The 19,420-nt window shown below is 41.4% G+C and carries 16 protein-coding genes; 5 read left to right on the top strand and 11 right to left on the bottom strand.

What is annotated here, in order from left to right; genetic code table 11:
• Positions 1 to 54: 54 nt before the first annotated feature.
• The 3 genes from J4G44_RS07345 to J4G44_RS07335 form a co-directional block, all read right to left on the bottom strand.
• Positions 55 to 1,338 carry a DUF945 family protein gene (locus J4G44_RS07345; protein WP_179995349.1) on the bottom strand — a complete coding sequence of 428 codons (1,284 nt, stop codon included), beginning with the start codon at positions 1,336 to 1,338 and terminating at the stop codon, positions 55 to 57.
• Positions 1,339 to 1,566: 228 nt separating this feature from the next.
• Complete coding sequence (gene clpB, locus J4G44_RS07340) at positions 1,567 to 4,146, bottom strand: ATP-dependent chaperone ClpB (RefSeq protein ID WP_004971561.1); 2,580 nt, start codon at positions 4,144 to 4,146, stop codon at positions 1,567 to 1,569.
• A gap of 311 nt (positions 4,147 to 4,457) precedes the next feature.
• Positions 4,458 to 4,880 carry an OsmC family protein gene (locus J4G44_RS07335; protein WP_004971563.1) on the bottom strand — a complete coding sequence of 141 codons (423 nt, stop codon included), beginning with the start codon at positions 4,878 to 4,880 and terminating at the stop codon, positions 4,458 to 4,460.
• Positions 4,881 to 5,028: 148 nt separating this feature from the next.
• Between J4G44_RS07335 and crp the strand changes: the two genes are divergently transcribed.
• Together crp and J4G44_RS07325 are read left to right on the top strand one after the other, a co-directional pair.
• Positions 5,029 to 5,733 carry a cAMP-activated global transcriptional regulator CRP gene (gene crp / locus J4G44_RS07330; RefSeq protein WP_096901059.1) on the top strand — a complete coding sequence of 235 codons (705 nt, stop codon included), beginning with the start codon at positions 5,029 to 5,031 and terminating at the stop codon, positions 5,731 to 5,733.
• Positions 5,734 to 5,937: 204 nt separating this feature from the next.
• Positions 5,938 to 6,987, top strand: coding sequence for an NADP(H)-dependent aldo-keto reductase (locus J4G44_RS07325; RefSeq protein WP_131261355.1), 1,050 nt, complete (start codon positions 5,938 to 5,940; stop codon positions 6,985 to 6,987).
• A gap of 169 nt (positions 6,988 to 7,156) precedes the next feature.
• On the opposite strand, the gene J4G44_RS07320 is transcribed toward J4G44_RS07325, so the two are convergent.
• The 6 genes from J4G44_RS07320 to J4G44_RS07295 all read right to left on the bottom strand — a co-directional run bounded on the left by J4G44_RS07320 (position 7,157) and on the right by J4G44_RS07295 (position 12,847).
• Entirely contained in the window at positions 7,157 to 7,939 is a 783-nt protein-coding gene (locus tag J4G44_RS07320) for a M48 family metallopeptidase (protein ID WP_004971571.1), read from the bottom strand.
• A gap of 156 nt (positions 7,940 to 8,095) precedes the next feature.
• Positions 8,096 to 8,404, bottom strand: a complete 309-nt coding sequence (locus J4G44_RS07315) for a hypothetical protein (protein ID WP_004971573.1) — start codon at positions 8,402 to 8,404, stop codon at positions 8,096 to 8,098.
• Positions 8,405 to 8,642: 238 nt separating this feature from the next.
• Positions 8,643 to 9,962 carry an adenylosuccinate synthase gene (locus J4G44_RS07310; protein WP_004971574.1) on the bottom strand — a complete coding sequence of 440 codons (1,320 nt, stop codon included), beginning with the start codon at positions 9,960 to 9,962 and terminating at the stop codon, positions 8,643 to 8,645.
• A 69-nt stretch (positions 9,963 to 10,031) separates the two neighbouring features.
• Complete coding sequence (locus tag J4G44_RS07305) at positions 10,032 to 11,198, bottom strand: ATP phosphoribosyltransferase regulatory subunit (protein ID WP_096901061.1); 1,167 nt, start codon at positions 11,196 to 11,198, stop codon at positions 10,032 to 10,034.
• Positions 11,199 to 11,362: 164 nt separating this feature from the next.
• Positions 11,363 to 11,677, bottom strand: coding sequence for a hypothetical protein (locus J4G44_RS07300; protein ID WP_004971580.1), 315 nt, complete (start codon positions 11,675 to 11,677; stop codon positions 11,363 to 11,365).
• 135 nt (positions 11,678 to 11,812) lie between these two features.
• On the bottom strand, positions 11,813 to 12,847 hold the full coding sequence (locus tag J4G44_RS07295) for a type I glyceraldehyde-3-phosphate dehydrogenase (protein ID WP_096901062.1): 1,035 nt from the start codon (positions 12,845 to 12,847) through the stop codon (positions 11,813 to 11,815).
• 450 nt (positions 12,848 to 13,297) lie between these two features.
• On the opposite strand from J4G44_RS07295, the gene alaS reads away from it, so the two are divergent.
• The 3 genes from alaS (at position 13,298) to csrA (ending at position 17,842) form a co-directional block, all read left to right on the top strand.
• A complete protein-coding gene (alaS, locus tag J4G44_RS07290; protein ID WP_207973546.1) occupies positions 13,298 to 15,991 on the top strand; it encodes an alanine--tRNA ligase in 2,694 nt (897 codons plus the stop codon).
• Between the two features lie 65 nt (positions 15,992 to 16,056).
• Complete coding sequence (locus J4G44_RS07285; protein ID WP_004971586.1) at positions 16,057 to 17,337, top strand: aspartate kinase; 1,281 nt, start codon at positions 16,057 to 16,059, stop codon at positions 17,335 to 17,337.
• Positions 17,338 to 17,587: 250 nt separating this feature from the next.
• Complete coding sequence (csrA, locus tag J4G44_RS07280) at positions 17,588 to 17,842, top strand: carbon storage regulator CsrA (protein WP_004971589.1); 255 nt, start codon at positions 17,588 to 17,590, stop codon at positions 17,840 to 17,842.
• A 156-nt stretch (positions 17,843 to 17,998) separates the two neighbouring features.
• Here csrA and rnhB read toward each other — a convergent pair whose 3' ends face one another.
• A complete protein-coding gene (rnhB, locus tag J4G44_RS07275; protein WP_004971591.1) occupies positions 17,999 to 18,580 on the bottom strand; it encodes a ribonuclease HII in 582 nt (193 codons plus the stop codon).
• Between the two features lie 94 nt (positions 18,581 to 18,674).
• Complete coding sequence (locus tag J4G44_RS07270; RefSeq protein ID WP_004971594.1) at positions 18,675 to 19,061, bottom strand: hypothetical protein; 387 nt, start codon at positions 19,059 to 19,061, stop codon at positions 18,675 to 18,677.
• Between the last annotated feature and the right edge of the window lie 359 nt (positions 19,062 to 19,420).

Raw genomic sequence — 19,420 nt, 5'->3', positions numbered from 1 at the left:
AACAAAGCCTGTTCATTTGAACAGGCTTTGTTTTATCGTAGATCAGTATCTAGATTATTGACCAGTTAAAAACTTCTTTTCACCATATTGATAATGCATCGACAGTTTAAATTCATCACCATCACGTTGAATTTGCTGATTGCTTTGCATCGCACTGAGTATCTGTTCCAACTCTTGATCAGACATGCTTTTACCTGCAGCATTCATATAATTATTCATAATGGTTTTGACCACTTGCTTGTTAAAACTCACATCGGTTTGCATTTCCAATAAACTTGGGAACATTTTCGCTAAGCCTTCTACAGTGGTTTGATGCCCTGGCATCACTTTACCAACCAAATCTGCCCGAATACTGCCTGTGCCTAATTTCAACTGATTCTTCTTGGATTCGAACTGAAAGCCCTCATTAATCACAGCCAACAAGGCTTGTTGAACTTCTTTCTCAAAGTTTTCCGCTTCTAGGCATGAGTTGTTTTGTTTTTGCACAATATCAAGAAACGTCTGCATTTTACTGCGCTGCAAGTTTTTAACATCCCAATTCACTTGCAGGTCTTGCATGGCAGGCACATTATTTAAACCTAACTCGGCAATTTTAAATTTCGATTGAATATCTACCGTGCGCTCATGCAGTTGAGTATCCATACGCCAACTGAAGTCTTTCATTTTGCCTGAACCCACTGCTTTTGGGTCTTGACGCTGCATTTCTGCAATACTGAATTGGAAATAGCCCGGCTCTAAAGACTGCACATTCAAAGCCTGATTGGTTTTAAACTGCATGCCTTTTACTTGAAGATGTCCAAATTGATCCAGCACCGTCAATTGAGGCACATCAAAACTCATATTTACAATTTTCTGCTGCCCCTGACTTTGTTTCGCCTGAAACTCAATCTGCATAGGAGAAAATTTAGCTTCAAGTCCTGCTTCTTTTTTCTCTATAGCAGGTATGCTCAATTTCGTGGTCGATACACCCAACCAATTCACTTGCGTTGTCACATTTAGAGGCTGCTGAAAGAACTCGGAAAATTGTCCCTGCCCTTGTTCCAGATTCATTTTAGAATCAATTTGGTAACCTTTCCATGTCCGCTGAATTTGATCTTGTCCGTGAAACACCAGTTTTTCTTTAGCATTACATGGGTCTGCAATAATGGTCATTTTCCATTTGGCAGTACCTGTTAAAGTCCCCATGTCGTAGTCCGTATATTGGACGCTCACATTGGGTACAGGATTTAAATTTTGTTGATAATGCTCACGCAGGCTCTTATCTGCATATAAATTTCCTGCAGTGACAGCTCCTGCCAACACTGCAACCCCCATTCCACCCCATACTATTTTTGACATAGATTCTGCTCAGAATTTATCTATTCTTATTGAACAATAAATTATAATTAATCTTCTTTAAAAAAGATAATTGTTTTGCAAATAAATCACTTAAATATAATATTCATCACAAAATATTAAAAATAGCTGTCATTTTTTACCAAAAATTTTACTTATGTGACCTAAATTGTCAGTCATAAAAAACCCAGCCGAAGCTGGGTTTCTTAAAAGTTGCTTACACATAGCCAATTAGCTGAGTTTCATTTTTTCAAACAGCAAATGACCATTTTCAGCTTTAATTAAAATCGTATCACCTGCAACAAAGTCACCTGCGAGGATTTTTTGCGCCAATGTGTTTTCCACTTGTTGCTGAATTGCACGTTTCAATGGACGCGCACCGTAGACTGGGTCAAAACCTGCTTCAATCAATTGATCAAATGCAGTATCGTCTATCGACAAGCTCAAGTCGCGTTCGCTTAAACGCGCACGTAAACGATCCAATTGAATATCGGCAATGCCACGAATTTGTGCTTTTTCCAGTGAATGGAACACCACCAACTCATCAATACGGTTAATAAACTCAGGGCGGAAATGTTGTGAAACTGCGGCCATGACCACGGTACGCACTTCTTCACGTGTTGGATTGTCACCCAATTCACGTACTTCGTGTGAACCCAAGTTAGAAGTCATCACAATTACAGTGTTCTTAAAGTCCACCACGCGACCTTGCGAGTCGGTTAGGCGTCCGTCATCCAACACCTGCAACAAGATGTTAAATACGTCTGGATGGGCTTTTTCCACCTCATCAAACAGCACCACACTGTACGGTTTACGACGTACTGCTTCGGTTAATACACCACCTTCTTCATAACCGACATAGCCTGGAGGCGCACCGACCAAACGGCTGACCGAGTGTTTTTCCATAAATTCAGACATATCAATCCGAATCATGGCGTCATCGCTGTCAAACAAGAAGTTCGCTAACGCTTTGGTCAATTCTGTTTTACCTACCCCTGTTGGGCCAAGGAACAGGAACGAACCACTTGGACGGTTAGGATCAGACAAACCTGCGCGTGAACGACGTACCGCATTCGACACCGCCACCACAGCTTCATCTTGCCCCACCACACGGTTATGCAAGAAATCTTCCATGTGTAGCAATTTTTCACGTTCACCCTGCAGCATTTTCGATACAGGAATGCCCGTTGCAGCACTCACGACTTCAGCAATTTCATTGTCCGTCACTTTGTTACGCAATAATTTTGGTTCTTCTTTCTCTTCAACCAACTCATCTTGTGCCAGTTGTTTTTCCAACTCAGGAATCACACCGTATTGTAAACGTGACATTTCCGCCAAGTCATTTTCACGCTGCGCTTTTTGCAATGCCATACGTGCCTGATCAAGCTGAGTCTGAATTTGCTTAGTGCCTTCAACCAAGGTTTTTTCCGCTTTCCAAACTTCTTCCAAATCATTGTATTCATTTTGAACTTCAATAATTTGTTTTTCCAGATGTGCAACTTCAGCACGGCTGCCTGCATCTTCATCTTTCTTCACGGCTTCAAGTTGCAGTTTTAATTGAATTAAACGGCGCTCTAATTTATCTAAGGCTTCAGGCTTAGAATCTAGCTCCATTTTAATCCGTGACGCTGCCTCATCCACCAAATCAATTGCCTTGTCGGGAAGTTGACGGTCAGTGATATAACGGTGCGACATTTTAGCGGCGGCAATAATCGCCGAATCTAAAATTTTAACCCCGTGGTGCACTTCGTAGCGTTCTTTCAGACCTCGTAAAATTGCAATGGTGTCTTCTACACTTGGCTCATCGACCAATACTTTTTGGAAACGACGCTCTAAAGCCGCATCTTTTTCAATATATTGACGATACTCATCTAAAGTAGTGGCACCGACGCAGCGCAATTCGCCACGCGCCAATGCAGGTTTCAACATATTGCCTGCATCCATGGCACCATCGCCTTTACCTGCACCCACAAGTGTGTGTAATTCATCAATAAATAAGATGACTTCACCTTCTTGTTTCGCCAAGTCTTTTAAGACCGCTTTTAGGCGTTCTTCAAACTCACCGCGATATTTCGCACCTGCCAACAATGAGCCCAAATCTAAAGATAAAACACGTTTACCTTTTAAGCTTTCTGGCACTTCACCATTCACAATACGCTGCGCCAAACCTTCAACAATCGCAGTTTTACCCACACCAGGTTCACCAATGAGTACTGGGTTGTTTTTGGTACGGCGTGACAACACCTGAACGGTACGGCGAATTTCATCATCACGACCAATTACAGGGTCTAGCTTGCCCGCCAACGCACGTTCGGTTAAATCGATGGTATATTTATTGAGTGAGTCACGTTGATCTTCGTGATTATTGCTCATGACTTTTTCATCCCCTCTAATTTTGTCAATCACGCTACGCAAACTATCTGAGGTCACGCCTACACTGTTCAGTAGTGTTTTGGTCGCGCCCACTTCGGTCAAACCCAGCATCAACCAATCGGTTGACAAGAACTCATCACCTGCTTTTTGGGCAAAACTGTCAGCCAAATTCAAGGCTTTAACCGCATCTGGACTTAAGTTGATATCGCCTGTTGGATTGGCCAAAGTCGGTGCATCGGCAATCGCTTGCTGTAATTTGCTTTGCAAATCACGTAGGTTGGCGCCTGCTTGTTGTAATAAACTGACATTGGAGGCTTCTTCGAGCAAAGTCGCCAATAAGTGAATGCCTTCAATGGCAGTATGATCTTTCCCTATCGCAAGAGATTGGGCATCGGATAAAGCTTGCTGTAGTCGGTTGGTAAACTTTTCAAAACGCATTCTTGTTATTCCTCACAACAAATTGTGTACTTGATGGATATATGGGAACGCAGGCGTAAATTTCAATTAAATTTTTTATATATTTTTCAAAATCTTAATTAAAATTAACAGATAGATTTCAGTAATAATATTGGACTGATTAAAGTAAATTTCAAGTTTAGTCTGGTAATTTTTTATTTTAGTTGAGTCATTGACATACACTTGCATATCAATCAATTAAAGGCTTTTGATTGTTATTTATGCCATTTGAAATATTTAGTTACAATGATTGGCAAAATATACCAACCATTGTATGACCTATCAGTCAAAGCTTAATCTTGTTCAATAATTTCAAAATCATGGCTAATTTCGACGCCACCATCAGATAGCATTTTACTGGCAGAACAGTACTTTTCTGCTGAAAGTTCAACCGCCTTCGCAACCTGCTTTTCCTTGACAGCCTTGCCTTTGACCACAAAATGCAAATGAATTTTGGTGAACACGGCAGGGATGCTATCGGCACGTTCTGCTTTTAACTGACATTCAACATGCGTCACTTCTTGGCGTGATTTCTTTAAAATAGTCACAATATCGAATGAAGCACAACCACCAAGTCCCATTAAGATTAACTCCATAGGACGTGGACCACGGTTTTCACCGCCATATTCTGCAGATCCATCCATCACCACAGAATGACCACTTTCCGATTTGGCTTCAAAAGCAACGTTCTCTAACCACTGAACACTTGTTTGCATTGCAACTACCTAAAAAAAACTATAAATTGACACGGGTATTTGTACACTAACATAACTTGAGTTGATAAGGAATTTCATCTCTACTGTGTGACAAGTTCAGACTAGGTCTTGTGCGATCTATTATTTATCCATTTTCGGAACCGTTAGCATGACTTCAAACTTTTCACAGCTGAGCACTGATGCATTGTCCCCTGGACAACTGCCTGACTCAGTCAAAGCATTATTAAAACGTGCATACATCAACCGTTATCCAAAACGGACAACTATTGTTGATGCGGGGACTGAATCTAAATCGTTATATTTGATTTTAAAAGGTTCAGTATCAATTATTCTTCGCGAAGATGATGATCGCGAAATTGTTGTGGCATATTTGAATCCAGGCGACTTTTTTGGGGAAATGGGTCTGTTTGAATCGAATCCACAACGTACTGCAGAAGTTCGTACTCGTGATGTCTGTGAAATTGCAGAAATTACTTATGAAAACTTCCACGAACTCAGCAAACAATATCCTGACTTAAGCTATGCCGTTTTTGCACAGCTGGTACGTCGTTTAAAAAATACTACACGTAAGGTAACTGACCTTGCCTTTATAGATGTGTCTGGTCGTATTGCACGTTGCTTGATTGATCTTTCTGCGCAACCAGAAGCCATGATTTTGCCAAACGGTCGTCAAATTCGTATTACACGCCAAGAAATTGGTCGTATTGTCGGCTGTTCACGTGAAATGGTCGGGCGTGTTCTAAAAACACTTGAAGAACAAGGCATGATTGAAACTGATGGTAAAGCCATTCTGATTTTTGATGCTTCTTTGGAGCAAAATGAAGCCACTGATGGCAACTTTGATGACGAGTAAACCATCTATATGCTCATTAAAAAAGCAAATCTTCGGATTTGCTTTTTTATTACCAGCTGTTAACTTTTTACCATTTTCAATTATCAAAATACCATTATTGCTGTCACTACAATGAAGTAGCAATTTTCGCAGCCACAAGTGGCGCAAAATGGTTTCAGCTCTTGTAACATCAATATATACATATAATCTTGAGCGAGAGACAATATGCAATTTAAACCATTGGCAAAAACAGGCATTCTAGTTCCAGAAATCTGTTTAGGCACCATGACATTTGGTGAACAAAATACCCAGCAAGAAGCCTTTCAACAACTCGATTATGCGCTAGAACGAGGCTTATATTTTTGGGATACCGCAGAAATGTATCCCGTACCACCAAAAGTAGAAACTCAAGGTGCAACTGAAACCATCATTGGCAATTGGTTACAGCAACGTGGCGGACGTGACAAATTATTTTTAGCCTCTAAAATTGCAGGCCCTTCGCAAGGCGGCAGTCATATTCGAGACGGCAAAACCCGCTTTAACGCAGAGGATATTCATTCTGCACTGGATGGCAATTTAAAACGCCTGCAAACCGACTATATCGACTTATACCAACTGCACTGGCCACAACGCCCAACCAACTTTTTTGGCAAACTTGGTTATGGCAACCAAGAAGCACAAAATACGCAAGAAGTAACCGACCTTGCTGAAACCTTAACCGCGTTGCAACAAGAAATTCAAAAAGGACGGATTCGCTATATAGGTCTGTCGAATGAAACCCCTTGGGGCACCATGAAGTTTTTACACTTAGCAGAACAATTAGGATTAAGTAAATTTGTCAGCGTACAAAATCCATATAACCTGCTGAATCGTACTTATGAAATTGGCATGTCTGAAATCGCCCATTATGAAGGTGTTGGACTACTCGCCTACTCACCTTTGGCTTTTGGTTATTTAACTGGTAAATTCCGTCATGGCGCACGCCCTGCCAATGCACGTGTCACGCTATATTCACGTTTTAGCCGTTACAGTAATCCACAAAGCGAATGGGCAACCGAGCAATACGCCCAACTTGCAGAACAACACGGCTTGAGTTTGACGCAACTGGCGCTGGCATTTATCAAGCAGCAATTTTTTGTGACAAGTACCATTATTGGCGCGACGAATATGGCGCAACTCAAAGAAAATATTGATGCCTTTGACATCACCTTATCAGATGAAATTTTACAAGGCATTGAAGCCATTCATCGTCAACAACCCAATCCAGCGCCCTAATTTTATTTTAAGCACTGCTTTAAAATGAAATTAAAAATATGAACTCAGCAATAACTCATCATTTTTATGCTGTTTAAAGTCAAAAAGTCTTCATAAAAAAAGATGCGCATAAAACCATGCGCATCTTTTTTGTGTTTTATCTTAACCAGTTGAACTGGCTGAGGTCATCTTAACGACGACTTTGGTTATATAGCGCTTGTGCTGCTGGCAAGTTTTTACGCATTGCTTCAATACGCTGACTGTTCGATGGGTGAGTCGATAAGAAGGACGCACCGCCGCCACCTTCAAGCTTGTTCATTTTTTCCCAAAGGGTAATTGCAGCTTGTGGGTTATAACCTGCACGCGCCATCAGCATTAAACCACCCTGATCGGCACGACTTTCCAAATTACGTGAATATGGCAAGCCAATCCCAATTTGGGTACCCAATTGCGCTGCTGCTGCACCCAATTGACCAACGTTATTGCCTGCCGCACTTAAACCTACGTTCAAGGCAATATTGGTTAAAGCCTGTGCACCAATTTTACTTTTCGCGTGTTCTTCTAAAGCATGCACCATTTCATGCCCCATAATTGCGGCAATTTCAGCATCAGTTAAATTCAGTTTATTCACAATACCAGTGTAGAACACCACTTTACCACCAGGTGCGACAAAAGCATTGACTTGATCAGACTTAAGTACCGCCAATTGCCACTGGAAAGGCTGACCTGTTTGGTTCATTTGATTGGCATGTGGAATCAAACGCTGAAACACAGTATTGATACGTTTATACGTGGTGGAGCTTGTGTCTAACTGATTTTTATTGCGTGCGTCTTGCACCATTTCATTATAGCTTTTGGTTGCAGTTGCATTTAAGGTCGCAGTATCTGCACCCGCCATGTCTGCAACAGTCGTACACCCTGAAACTGTGATTGCGCCTGCGGCACATAAACTTAACATCAGTTTTTTGTTCATTATAATAATCTCCGCCTTGCGAGCTATCTTCATACCAATCAATTATATGAAATCAATTCAAGGCTTTAAATCTATAATCACTTCATAAACATATCATTTATGTAAACAACGCCTAAGCTGTGTACAGATTGTATGTCTGAGCGATCAATCACTACCCTAGTAAAGAAATTGATAACACAACCAAAATACTAAACAGAAAACATTTAAACCCAAGTAAATTTTAGACACTACTTCTACTTTTTCTTCCATTTCTGGATTTTTGCGTTTGTAGAGTAGGTAAGCATTTTGAATCAGAATCAGTGGCACCAAAATACAGGCAAAAATAACGCTTAAACCAATAAATGCCTGATACATAATATTCGGATCATGCTTTTGCGATAAAATCAGCATCATGGCAATGGTCGGTGCGCCGCCCATCGCAAACAATAAAGAATAAAAAATCGTACTGGTAATATTTTTATGCATCCTGCATAACCTTAATTAAATTTAATTTTCTAAAGCCATTGTAACAAGCCACCCTGCTCTGCACAGCGCCAGTCATCTGCAACTTTAGTCTTGAAAAAACAACTCACTCAGCATCATCTATAATGTTTCCAAGAATGAGTCGCTATTGAAACTTAAACAACAGCAATAAAAAGCCCCATCATTTAGACAGGGCTGAATACATCATCAGAGCTTAAATGCTATGCTAAAGCACAACGACTTAAGCATCAAATGGATGACGTAATACGATAGTTTCTGCGCGGTCTGGACCTGTAGAAATAATGTCGATTGGACATTCAATTAACTGCTCAAGACGTTTGATGTAGTTCACTGCATTTTCAGGCAATTGTTCTACACTGGTCGCACCCACAGTTGATTCAGACCAACCTGGCATTGTTTCATAAATTGGCTTTAAGTTTTCGTATGCAAGCGCATCAGAAGAACCTACACAACCTGAATCGGTATTTTCATAACCTACGCAGATTTTGATTTCTTCTAAACCGTCCAATACGTCTAACTTGGTCAAGCAGATACCAGACAGTGAGTTTACATCGACTGAACGACGTAAAATTTCGGCATCAAACCAACCACAACGACGTTGACGACCTGTAGAAGCACCGAACTCGTGACCCACAGTACCTAAGTGTTTACCAATCGCATCACCTACGTCATTTGCTGCGTCATACACCAACTCAGTTGGGAATGGGCCTGCACCTACACGTGTGGTATAAGCTTTGGTAATCCCTAAAACGTAGTCTAAATGTAATGGACCTAAGCCTGAACCAGAGCTTACACCGCCCGCAGTTGTATTCGATGAAGTCACATACGGATAAGTACCGTGGTCAACATCAAGTAATGAACCTTGCGCACCTTCAAACATAATGTTGTCACCGTTTTTACGGTAATTATGAATTTCAGTCGTTACATCAACGACTAATGGTGCAATCACTTCACGCCATTGGTCACATAGCGCTAAAACTTCATCTAACTGAACTGCTTCAACACCGTAGTATTGTGTCAATTGGAAGTTGTGATAGTCCAATAATTCAGTCAATTGAGCGCGTAGTGCTTCACCGCCACGAACCAAGTCAGCAACACGAATCGCACGACGTGCAACCTTGTCTTCATAAGCTGGGCCAATACCACGACCTGTTGTACCAATTTTGGCATTACCACGTTTTTTCTCACGTGCTTGGTCAAGTGCAATGTGGTTCGGCAAAATAAGCGGACAGTTTGGTGAAATACGTAAACGCTCTTTCACTGGCACGCCTTCTTGTTCCAAAATACCCATTTCTTTAATGAGTGCTTCAGGAGAAAGTACTACACCATTACCAATTAAGCACAGTACGTTTTCACGTAAAATACCTGATGGAATGAGGTGTAATACAGTTTTCTTACCACCAACCACGAGAGTATGGCCTGCGTTGTGTCCGCCTTGATAACGAACGACTGCCGCCGCCTGATCTGTGAGCAGGTCGACGATCTTACCTTTACCTTCGTCGCCCCATTGGGTACCAAGTACCACAACATTCTTGCCCATAATAGCCTCATTACATCATGCTGTTAAAATTGAAAACCAAGACCTGTAACATGAAACATGCCTTGGCGATTAAATTTTTTCGACTGTCCACTCACCATTTGCAAGAACCAATTGGTGCGTTGCGTATGGAACCGAGTTTAAATCATCATTACCCAACAATTGAATTACACTAAAGCCTTGCGCACGTGTGTTTTGAATAGCAGCAATTAAATCAGGTTGTGAGCCTTTAGGCGCAACAACAACAGACGATGATTCAAAACGACCTGCACTTAATACAAACAAGTCACAAGAGAAACCTGTTGCAGGGCGCGCACGTCCGAAATGCTGACCAATGCCATCATAACGACCGCCTTGTGCCAATGGTGCAGCACGATTTGGCGCATACACTGCATACATTAAACCTGTGTGATAGTGATAAGAACGCAGCTCAACCACATCAATACCAATATGCAAGTTTGGCCAACGTGCCTGAATTTCAGCTTGTGTTGCTTTCACGGCTTCAAACGCTTGCTTAAATTCGGTATTTTCCAACACATCAGCACTTAAATGAGCCTGCAAAGCGGTTAAATCACTGGCATAGCGACCTAAAGCATAAAAATCTGAACCGAAATTTAAATCTTGGGTAAATTCTGCCAATTCAGGCAATGCTTTACGCTGATATAAATCTGACAATTGACGTTCAGTGGCTTTGCTTAATTCTGCTTGTTTAACCAAGCTACGGAACAAGCCGACATGACCCAAGTCTAAATGCACACCTTCTGCCAAACCTGCTTCTTTTAGCAAGCTGAGCATCAGATCAACCATTTCTACATCGGCATCAATGCTGTCTGAACCAAATAACTCTGCACCCAATTGCAATGGTGCACGTGTGGTATTAAAACCTTGTGGTTTGGTATGTAAAACCGTACCTGCATAGCAGTAACGTGCAATGCCATCTACAGGATGTACATGCGCATCAATACGTGCCACTTGTGGTGTCATATCGGCACGAACACCCAGCAAACGACCTGAAAGTTGGTCGATCACTTTAAATGTGGCAAGGTCTAAATCTTGATTCGATTCTGAAAGAGAAGATAGAGATTCAATGTATTCTATGAATGGCGTGTACACCAACTGATAACCTCGAGATGCGAGGAAATCCAGTGACTTACGACGCAAGCTTTCAATCACTTGCGCTTGTTCTGGTAATACATCAGCTACACCATCAGGTAATAACCATGTCTCTGAAATGGGCATGTTGTAAACCTAAATTCTTGTTTGCGCGGAACGAATCCGCATAAAAAAATCGGGAGCACACCCGATTTCTCCTAGTTTAGCATGATACTTTTGCTCATGCACCTGACTTTTTCTGAAATATGCGGTAAAAAATATGAATACACCACATCTTTCAAAGCCATCATTTAAAAGTCCTGATTTGATTTCACCGCCTTTGCCAATAAACTGACCAACTCAGCATTTTGCATTTCAAGCTGTGCGGTTTTTTGCACGGTTTTATCTAGCGCATCTTGCTGAACCTGCATCTTTTTAGCCAAATCTTGCATAATCTCCAACGTCTTTTTTAGATGCTCTTCTAAATGTAATACTTTTTGCTCGACTTGCTGTTGATGCTGCACGTCGCTGCTGCTGTCTGCCTGATTTTTAAATTGCAACCAAATCAGAAAAATGACAGCAAGTGCCAGCAAAAAAATAAATCCCCACAATAAAATAATCATCATGCCACTACTCTATTCAAATTTTCTATGCAAACTTTGTTATATCAATCAGTGAATTAACTGTGAATACGAATTATAAAATCTTTCATCACTATTACATGCTTTTTACACTTTGTATATGTCTTAAAAAGTAGCCGCTTACACCGCCCGTTGACTAAAAGATTCACACAAATCTAGTAAACGGTTGGCATAACCCCACTCGTTGTCATACCACGCAAAAACTTTGGCTTGATGACCCACGACCATGGTTTGACTTAAATCGACAATTAAAGAATAAGGTGAATGGTTAAAGTCGCTCGATACCAAAGGCTCATCGGTCACTTGCATAATTTCGGCATAATCATGCGCTGCCGAAGCACACAACACCTGATTCAATTTGTGCACCGTAATTGGTGACTGAGAAATAAAAGTTAAATCAATAGCTGCAACATTAATGGTCGGTACACGAATCGAGTAACCATCAATCCGATCTGCCATTTTTGGCATGACTTGTTTTAATGCACCCAAGGCAGATGAAGTTGTAGGAATAATATTTTGCCCTGATGCACGCGCACGACGTAAATCACGGTGTGCTTGATCCAATACAGTTTGATCGGCTGTGACTGCATGAATTTCAGTCATTAATGCGGTATCAATTCCGAAAGCATCATCAATGATTTTAACTAATGGTACTAAAGCCTGCGTGGTACAAGATACGCTGGAAATAATTTGGTCGGTACTTTTGACTTCATGATGATTCACACCATAAACAATCGCAGCATCTACAGTATCGAATGGTGCAGCACCAATAATTACACGTTTGGCGCCCGCAGTAATATGCTGCGTTGCCGCCTCGCGGGAACGGAACAACCCTGTACATTCCAATACCACATCAACATTTAAGGCTTGCCACGGTAATTGCGCAGGTTGAGCCTGATTCAACACCTGAACTTTTAATTGCGCCAAACCTGCAGAAATATTCAAAAAAATCTGTTCATTTTCGAGGCTAATTTCCACCTGTCCTTTAAAACGACCATGGGTACTGTCATATTTAAATAAATGAACCAAGGTTTCTACATCGGCAATGTCATTTATGGCGACGATTTCAAAATGAAAGTCTTTGGGATTTTCAAACCAAGCCCGCAGCACATTGCGCCCGATTCTACCAAAGCCATTGATTGCCACTCGTTGCATGACCGATCCTTTCATAATGAAATCAAAATTTAAGCACAGACTATGTTAATAGATTTTGAGGCCTTACTGAAAAAAATCAGATCAATTCTGGGATTTTTCACTTAATTTGCTGATTAATTCGGCAAACTCAAAATACCCATCTAACAATTTCAGCTTGTGGTTGATTAGTTTGACACTCTCGCCTACGCACAAACATTCAACAACAGCTCATCATGCCCCACTTTCGTCAGCAATTTTCCATCATCCTCTATTCAAAAGATTTATTCTGCGCACAGCAACAGAGATTGATTCAGAATTGTCATCAATTCACACTAAAATGATTGGTGATAATGGCTTTTTCCGTTATAATTTGGCGTTTTTAAAATTTTAAGCCTGCATGACAGCAAAAGAATTATTTTTGTCAGACTGTCTTGCGTTTAGCCCAATCGGAAATTATGGAGTGACTTGGTTGTGAGTACTCGTTTTATGACATCAGCTGAAATTCGTGAAGCATTTTTGCGTTACTTTGAATCGCAAGGGCATACACGTGTCGCATCGAGTTCTCTAGTACCCGCCAATGACCCAACCCTGTTATTTACCAATGCAGGTATGAACCAGTTTAAAGACTGTTTTCTTGGGCTGGAAAAACGTGATTATGTACGTGCTGTATCGTCACAAAAATGTGTGCGTGCAGGCGGTAAACATAACGATTTAGACAATGTGGGTTATACCGCACGTCACCATACTTTCTTTGAAATGTTGGGTAACTTCTCGTTTGGTGATTATTTCAAACGTGATGCAATTAAATTTGCTTGGGAATTTTTAACCAGCGAACAATGGTTAGCTCTACCAAAAGACCGTTTATATGCCACGGTTTACCACACCGATGATGAAGCATTTGACATCTGGAACAAAGAAATTGGTTTAGATGCTTCTCGTATTATCCGTATTGGCGATAACAAAGGCGGCCAATATGCTTCAGACAACTTCTGGGCAATGGGTGATACAGGTCCTTGCGGTCCGTGTTCTGAAATTTTCTATGATCATGGCGATCATATCTGGGGTGGCTTACCAGGCACACCTGAAGAAGATGGCGACCGTTTCATTGAAATTTGGAACAACGTATTCATGCAGTTCAACCGCACTGCAGATGGTGTATTACACCCGCTTCCAGCACCTTCTGTAGATACAGGTATGGGCTTGGAGCGTATTTCTGCAGTATTGCAACATGTGAATTCAAACTACGAAATTGACCTGTTCCAGCACTTACTCAAAAATGCAGCACAGATTATTGGTTTAGACACGACTGCTCTTGAAGTAACTGCACAGCAAACTGGCAAGCCTGTAGACTACCCTGCTTCACTCAAAGTAGTTGCTGACCACGCTCGTTCTTGCTGCTTCCTAATTGCCGATGGCGTGAATCCATCGAATGAAGGTCGTGGTTATGTATTGCGTCGTATTATTCGTCGTGCAGTACGTCACGGCAACAAGCTTGGCGCAACAGGTTCATTCTTCCACAAAATGCTTCAGCCTTTAATTGAAGTAATGGGTCAAGCTTATCCTGAACTTGCAGCAAATCAAGCGCGTATTGAAGCAGCATTACTGAAAGAAGAAGAACAATTTGCCAAAACGCTTGAGCAAGGTTTGAAATTGCTTGAGGGTGAATTGGCACAGCTTAAAGGCTCGGTCATTCCTGGTGAAGTGGTATTTAAACTATATGACACTTACGGCTTCCCAACAGATTTAACGGCAGATATTGCACGTGAACGCGACTTGACCATTGACGAAGCAGGCTTTGAAGTTGAAATGGCAGCGCAACGTCAACGTGCACGCGATGCAGGTAAATTTGCAGTTGACTACAACTCAATTGTAAAAGTTGAAGGTGAAACTCGATTTGATGGCTATGACGCAACGACTGGTCAGGGTCAAATTGTGGCTATTTATAAAGATGGCGAACAAGTCGATGAAGTAGTTGAAGGCGATGAAGCTTTAATCGTACTCAATCAAACCCCGTTCTATGCAGAAAGCGGTGGTCAGATTGGTGATACAGGTCTATTCAAAAACGAAACAGGTATTTTTGAAGTTCAAGACACCAAAAAATCTGGCGGTGCTTTTGTTCATCAAGGTATTGTTACCATGGGCAGTTTAAAAGCTGCGCAAGCGGTGGAAGCGATTGTAAAAGCAGACATCCGCGAAGCTACTGCACGCAACCACTCTGCAACACACTTATTGCACGCTGCCCTACGTCAAGTTTTAGGTGCACACGTACAGCAAAAAGGTTCGTTGGTTGCTTCTGATATTTTACGTTTTGACTTTGCCAATGACCAACCTGTGTCATTTGAACAATTGCAAGAAATTGAGCGTTTGGTAAATGCAGAAGTCATTGCCAATACCGCAGTTTCTACTGAATTACTGGATATTGAAGCAGCCAAAGCCAAAGGCGCAATGATGCTATTTGGTGAAAAGTATGGCGATGAAGTTCGCGTACTTTCTATGGGTTCAATCATTGAAGATAAAAACTTCTCCATTGAACTTTGTGGCGGTATTCACGTGAAACGTACAGGTGATATTGGTCTGTTCAAAATCATCTCTGAAGGTGGTGTTGCAGCTGGTGTACGTCGTATTGAAGCAATTACAGGCAGCAAAGCCGTTGAAGCCGTTCAAAAAACTGAACGCGATATCAACAGCATCAATGCTTTGTTGAAAGCACAAAAAGACCAAACTTTAGAAAAAGTGAATACATTGGTCGATACAGCATCTAGCCTTCAAAAGCAGATTGAACAGCTCAATCAAAAATTAGCGCACTTCCAAGCAGCTGAACTTTTAAGTCAAGTACAAGAACTTGCTGGACGTACCACGCTCATTACCACTGTACAAAATATGGATGCAAAATCACTGCGTAATTTGCACGACGGTGTAAAATCCAAACTCGACCAAGCAGTGATTGTACTTGCAGGTGTAGAAGGCGATAAAGTCAGCTTAATCGCTTCTGTTGCACCAGACTTTACTGCTACGATTAAAGCAGGAGACATCATCAAACACTTGACTACAGAACTAGGTGGTAAAGGTGGTGGTAAACCTGATTTGGCACAAGGTGGCGCGCCACTTAACGAGAACTTTGCAACGGTGATGGCAGGTTTAACTGCTTGGCTTGCGGCAAAATAATCTCACTTTTTGTGTAACTGACCCTGAGCAGGTAAATTCAGGGTCATGGCTTATATGGAACAACTATGGCACTAATCGTTCAAAAATATGGCGGTACCTCAATGGGTACTCCCGAGCGCATTTTAAATGTTGCTCGTCGTGTGAAGCGCTGGCATGATCATGGCCACAAAGTAGTGGTTGTCGTTTCTGCCATGAGTGGCGAAACCAATCGCCTACTCGCTCTCGCGAAAGCCATTACCGAAACCCCTGATCCGCGTGAATTAGACCAAATGGTGTCTACAGGCGAACAGGTGACGATTTCGATGTTAGCGATGGCGCTGAATTCTATTGGCGTTGCGGCAAAATCACTAACTGGTCGCCAAGTTGGTATTCAAACTGACAGCGCATTTACCAAAGCACGTATTGAAGCGATTAATACTGACGTGTTAACTGAAAACCTAGACGCGGGCCGTGTGATCGTGGTTGCTGGTTTCCAAGGTTTTGATGCTGAAGGTAACACCACTACTTTAGGTCGTGGTGGTTCTGATACTTCTGGCGTTGCGCTTGCTGCTGCATTGAAAGCCGATGAATGCCAAATTTATACTGACGTAGATGGCGTTTACACCACAGACCCACGCGTTGCACCAAAAGCCAAAAAAGTAGATCGTATTTCTTTTGAAGAAATGCTAGAAATGGCTTCTTTAGGTTCTAAAGTATTGCAAATTCGTGCGGTTGAATTTGCAGGTAAATACCAAGTACCTTTACGTGTATTATCAAGTTTTGATAATGACAATGATGGCGCATTCGACGAAGATTTTAAACAAAATGTCGGCACACTCATTACTACTGAATTGGAAGACAACATGGAACAACCTATCATCTCAGGTATCGCGTTTAACCGTGACGAAGCAAAATTAACTATTTTAGGTGTGCCTGATGAGCCAGGTATTGCATCTAAAATCTTGTCACCTATTGGCGCTGCCAATGTTGAAGTCGACATGATCATCCAAAACGTAGAAGAAGATGGTACTACCGACTTTACTTTTACTGTAAACCGTGGCGAACTTGCCAAAGCAAAATCAATTCTTGAAGCAACTGCCAAAGAAATTGGTGCACGTGAAGTCGCTACACGTGGTGACATCGTGAAAGTATCTATCGTTGGTGTAGGTATGCGTTCACATGCAGGTGTTGCAAGCAAAATGTTTACTGCCCTTGCAGATGAAGGCATTAACATTCTCATGATTTCTACTTCTGAAATTAAAATTTCAGTCATTATTGAAGAAAACTATTTAGAGCTTGCAGTACGTACTTTACACACTGTATTTGGTCTAGATCGTGAAAGCGGTGAGTCTAGCGCACGCGCTTAATACGCCCCTGTCAGAAAATGTAATTGTCTGACAAATTTTGCGAAAAAGTACAAAAAAATAGAGCCACTATAGTTTTTTTTATAGTGGCTCTGTTATATTGAGCAATATGCTTTCATAAATTTTGGCAGCGCTGTATCTTATAAAATAAATAATGATACGTTCCGTTAAAATTTACTGGTTTTTATTTGGTTGTGACTTTTAAATTGCTTTAAAAATCAATGCAGGTTTAGCATTTTGCAAGGAGATAAACATGCTGATTCTGACCCGACGTGTCGGAGAAACATTAATGATTGGGGACCAAGTCAGCGTGACTGTGCTTGGTGTCAAAGGTAACCAAGTTCGTATTGGTGTAAATGCCCCGAAAGAAGTATCGGTTCATCGTGAAGAAATCTATCAACGTATTCAACACGAGCGTGCCATGCATGAGCATTTGCAACATTTAGATCAAGATTATCAACCTTCATTTGAAGAAGATAACTACTCGCAAAATGACTTTAATCGTTAAACGATTAAGGTAATTGAATATAAAGCGGCTCATTTGCCGCTTTAAATTTTTCTGCTGAATGCTTTTTAAAAACTCGCATCATTTCAGAGTTGCTCGCTGATTCGAAGCATGTAAAGACTATTTTACAGGCAACTCAGCACAAGTTTTGCATGAAAATTACTGTGAGTTTTCCATTAATTCTAAAGCTTTACGCACAGGTGCAAAACTACGTCGATGTGCCGCAATCACGCCATGCTGTGCAATGGCTTCAAAATGTGCTTTGGTTGGATAACCTTTATGTTTGGCAAAACCAAATTGTGGAAATGCTTGATCAAGCAATACCATTTCACGGTCACGCGCCACTTTAGCTAAAATACTGGCTGCCGAAATCTCTGCATGTAATGCATCTCCCCCAACAACGGCATCACAAGACATCGCTAAACCCTGCGGAATTTTATTGCCATCGACTAAGACATGCTCAGGTTGAATAGATAAGGCTTCCACCGCACGACGCATCGCCAATAACGACGCTTGCAAAATATTCAGTTCATCAATTTCGGCTGCAGATGCTTCTGCAATTGCCCAAGCCAAAGCCTTTTCCTGAATTTCAACAAATAACTTTTCACGCTTTTTTTCTGTCAGTTTTTTAGAATCATTTAAACCTTCAATCGGGTTATTCGGATCTAAAATAACTGCCGCAGCGACAACAGAACCCACTAAAGGCCCACGCCCTGCTTCATCTACACCTGCAATTTTCATCATCTTTTTCCAGAAAAAATAGGCTGAAATCTTCAGCCTATCTTACGATGCGAGTCACAACGCACCATTTTTAATTTTACAGAATCGGTAAAACTTATCTTACTGCTTCTGCCACACATGCATTAATGGTTCGAGATACTGCATTGCTCACAATGGTTGCACGTGCAGCAGGGTCAATTGCTGCAGTGGCTAAATCTACTGCAGTCACATTTTGTGGTGCTTTTTCACTAACACAACCACAAATTTCCGCTTGAACATTTTGCTTTTGCGTTGGTGTCATAACACGTGTCGCAGTGTGCCATGCAGGAATGTTGTTTAATTCAGTCACACACTTGGCATTAATTGCAATTTTAATCGCCGCCATACCCAATTGTTGAGTTGCTGTCGGTGCAGTTGTCGTTCCTGTAGTAGTACCTGTAGTGGTGGTACATGCAGATAAAACCAAAGCGATAGGTGCCAATACAGCGAGTAGTTTTTTCATGGATATTTCCTGTATTTAATATTCAAGTCATTTGAGTGAAACAATGCCGCTATTGTGCCTAAACTTGTTTGACGAAGGAATAGCTTTTTGCAATTTCTACATTCATGTGCTTAGGCTTAAGGCTAGGGGCTGTTGACAATTTTTCTATGTTTGCGACAACGCATATTTTTTAGCTGATATAAGGCATGAGGTAGGAAATTTAGTCATTCTAAATGACTGACTCATAACGCAATAGCAGCAAAAAATATGCTTGTCCTGAAAGGCTGTGGCTAAAACTTTCTCAGATTGCGTTATGAAACTTGGCAATAGTCTCGCTATTCCCTGCGTTTCATGCCTGATCTGCTCAGTTTTAGCCTACA

The organism is Acinetobacter towneri, from assembly GCF_017498585.1.
Lineage (GTDB): Bacteria > Pseudomonadota > Gammaproteobacteria > Pseudomonadales > Moraxellaceae > Acinetobacter > Acinetobacter towneri.
The sequence above is the reverse complement of the archived record's forward strand: the minus strand, read 5'-3'. Positions and strand labels throughout refer to the sequence as shown.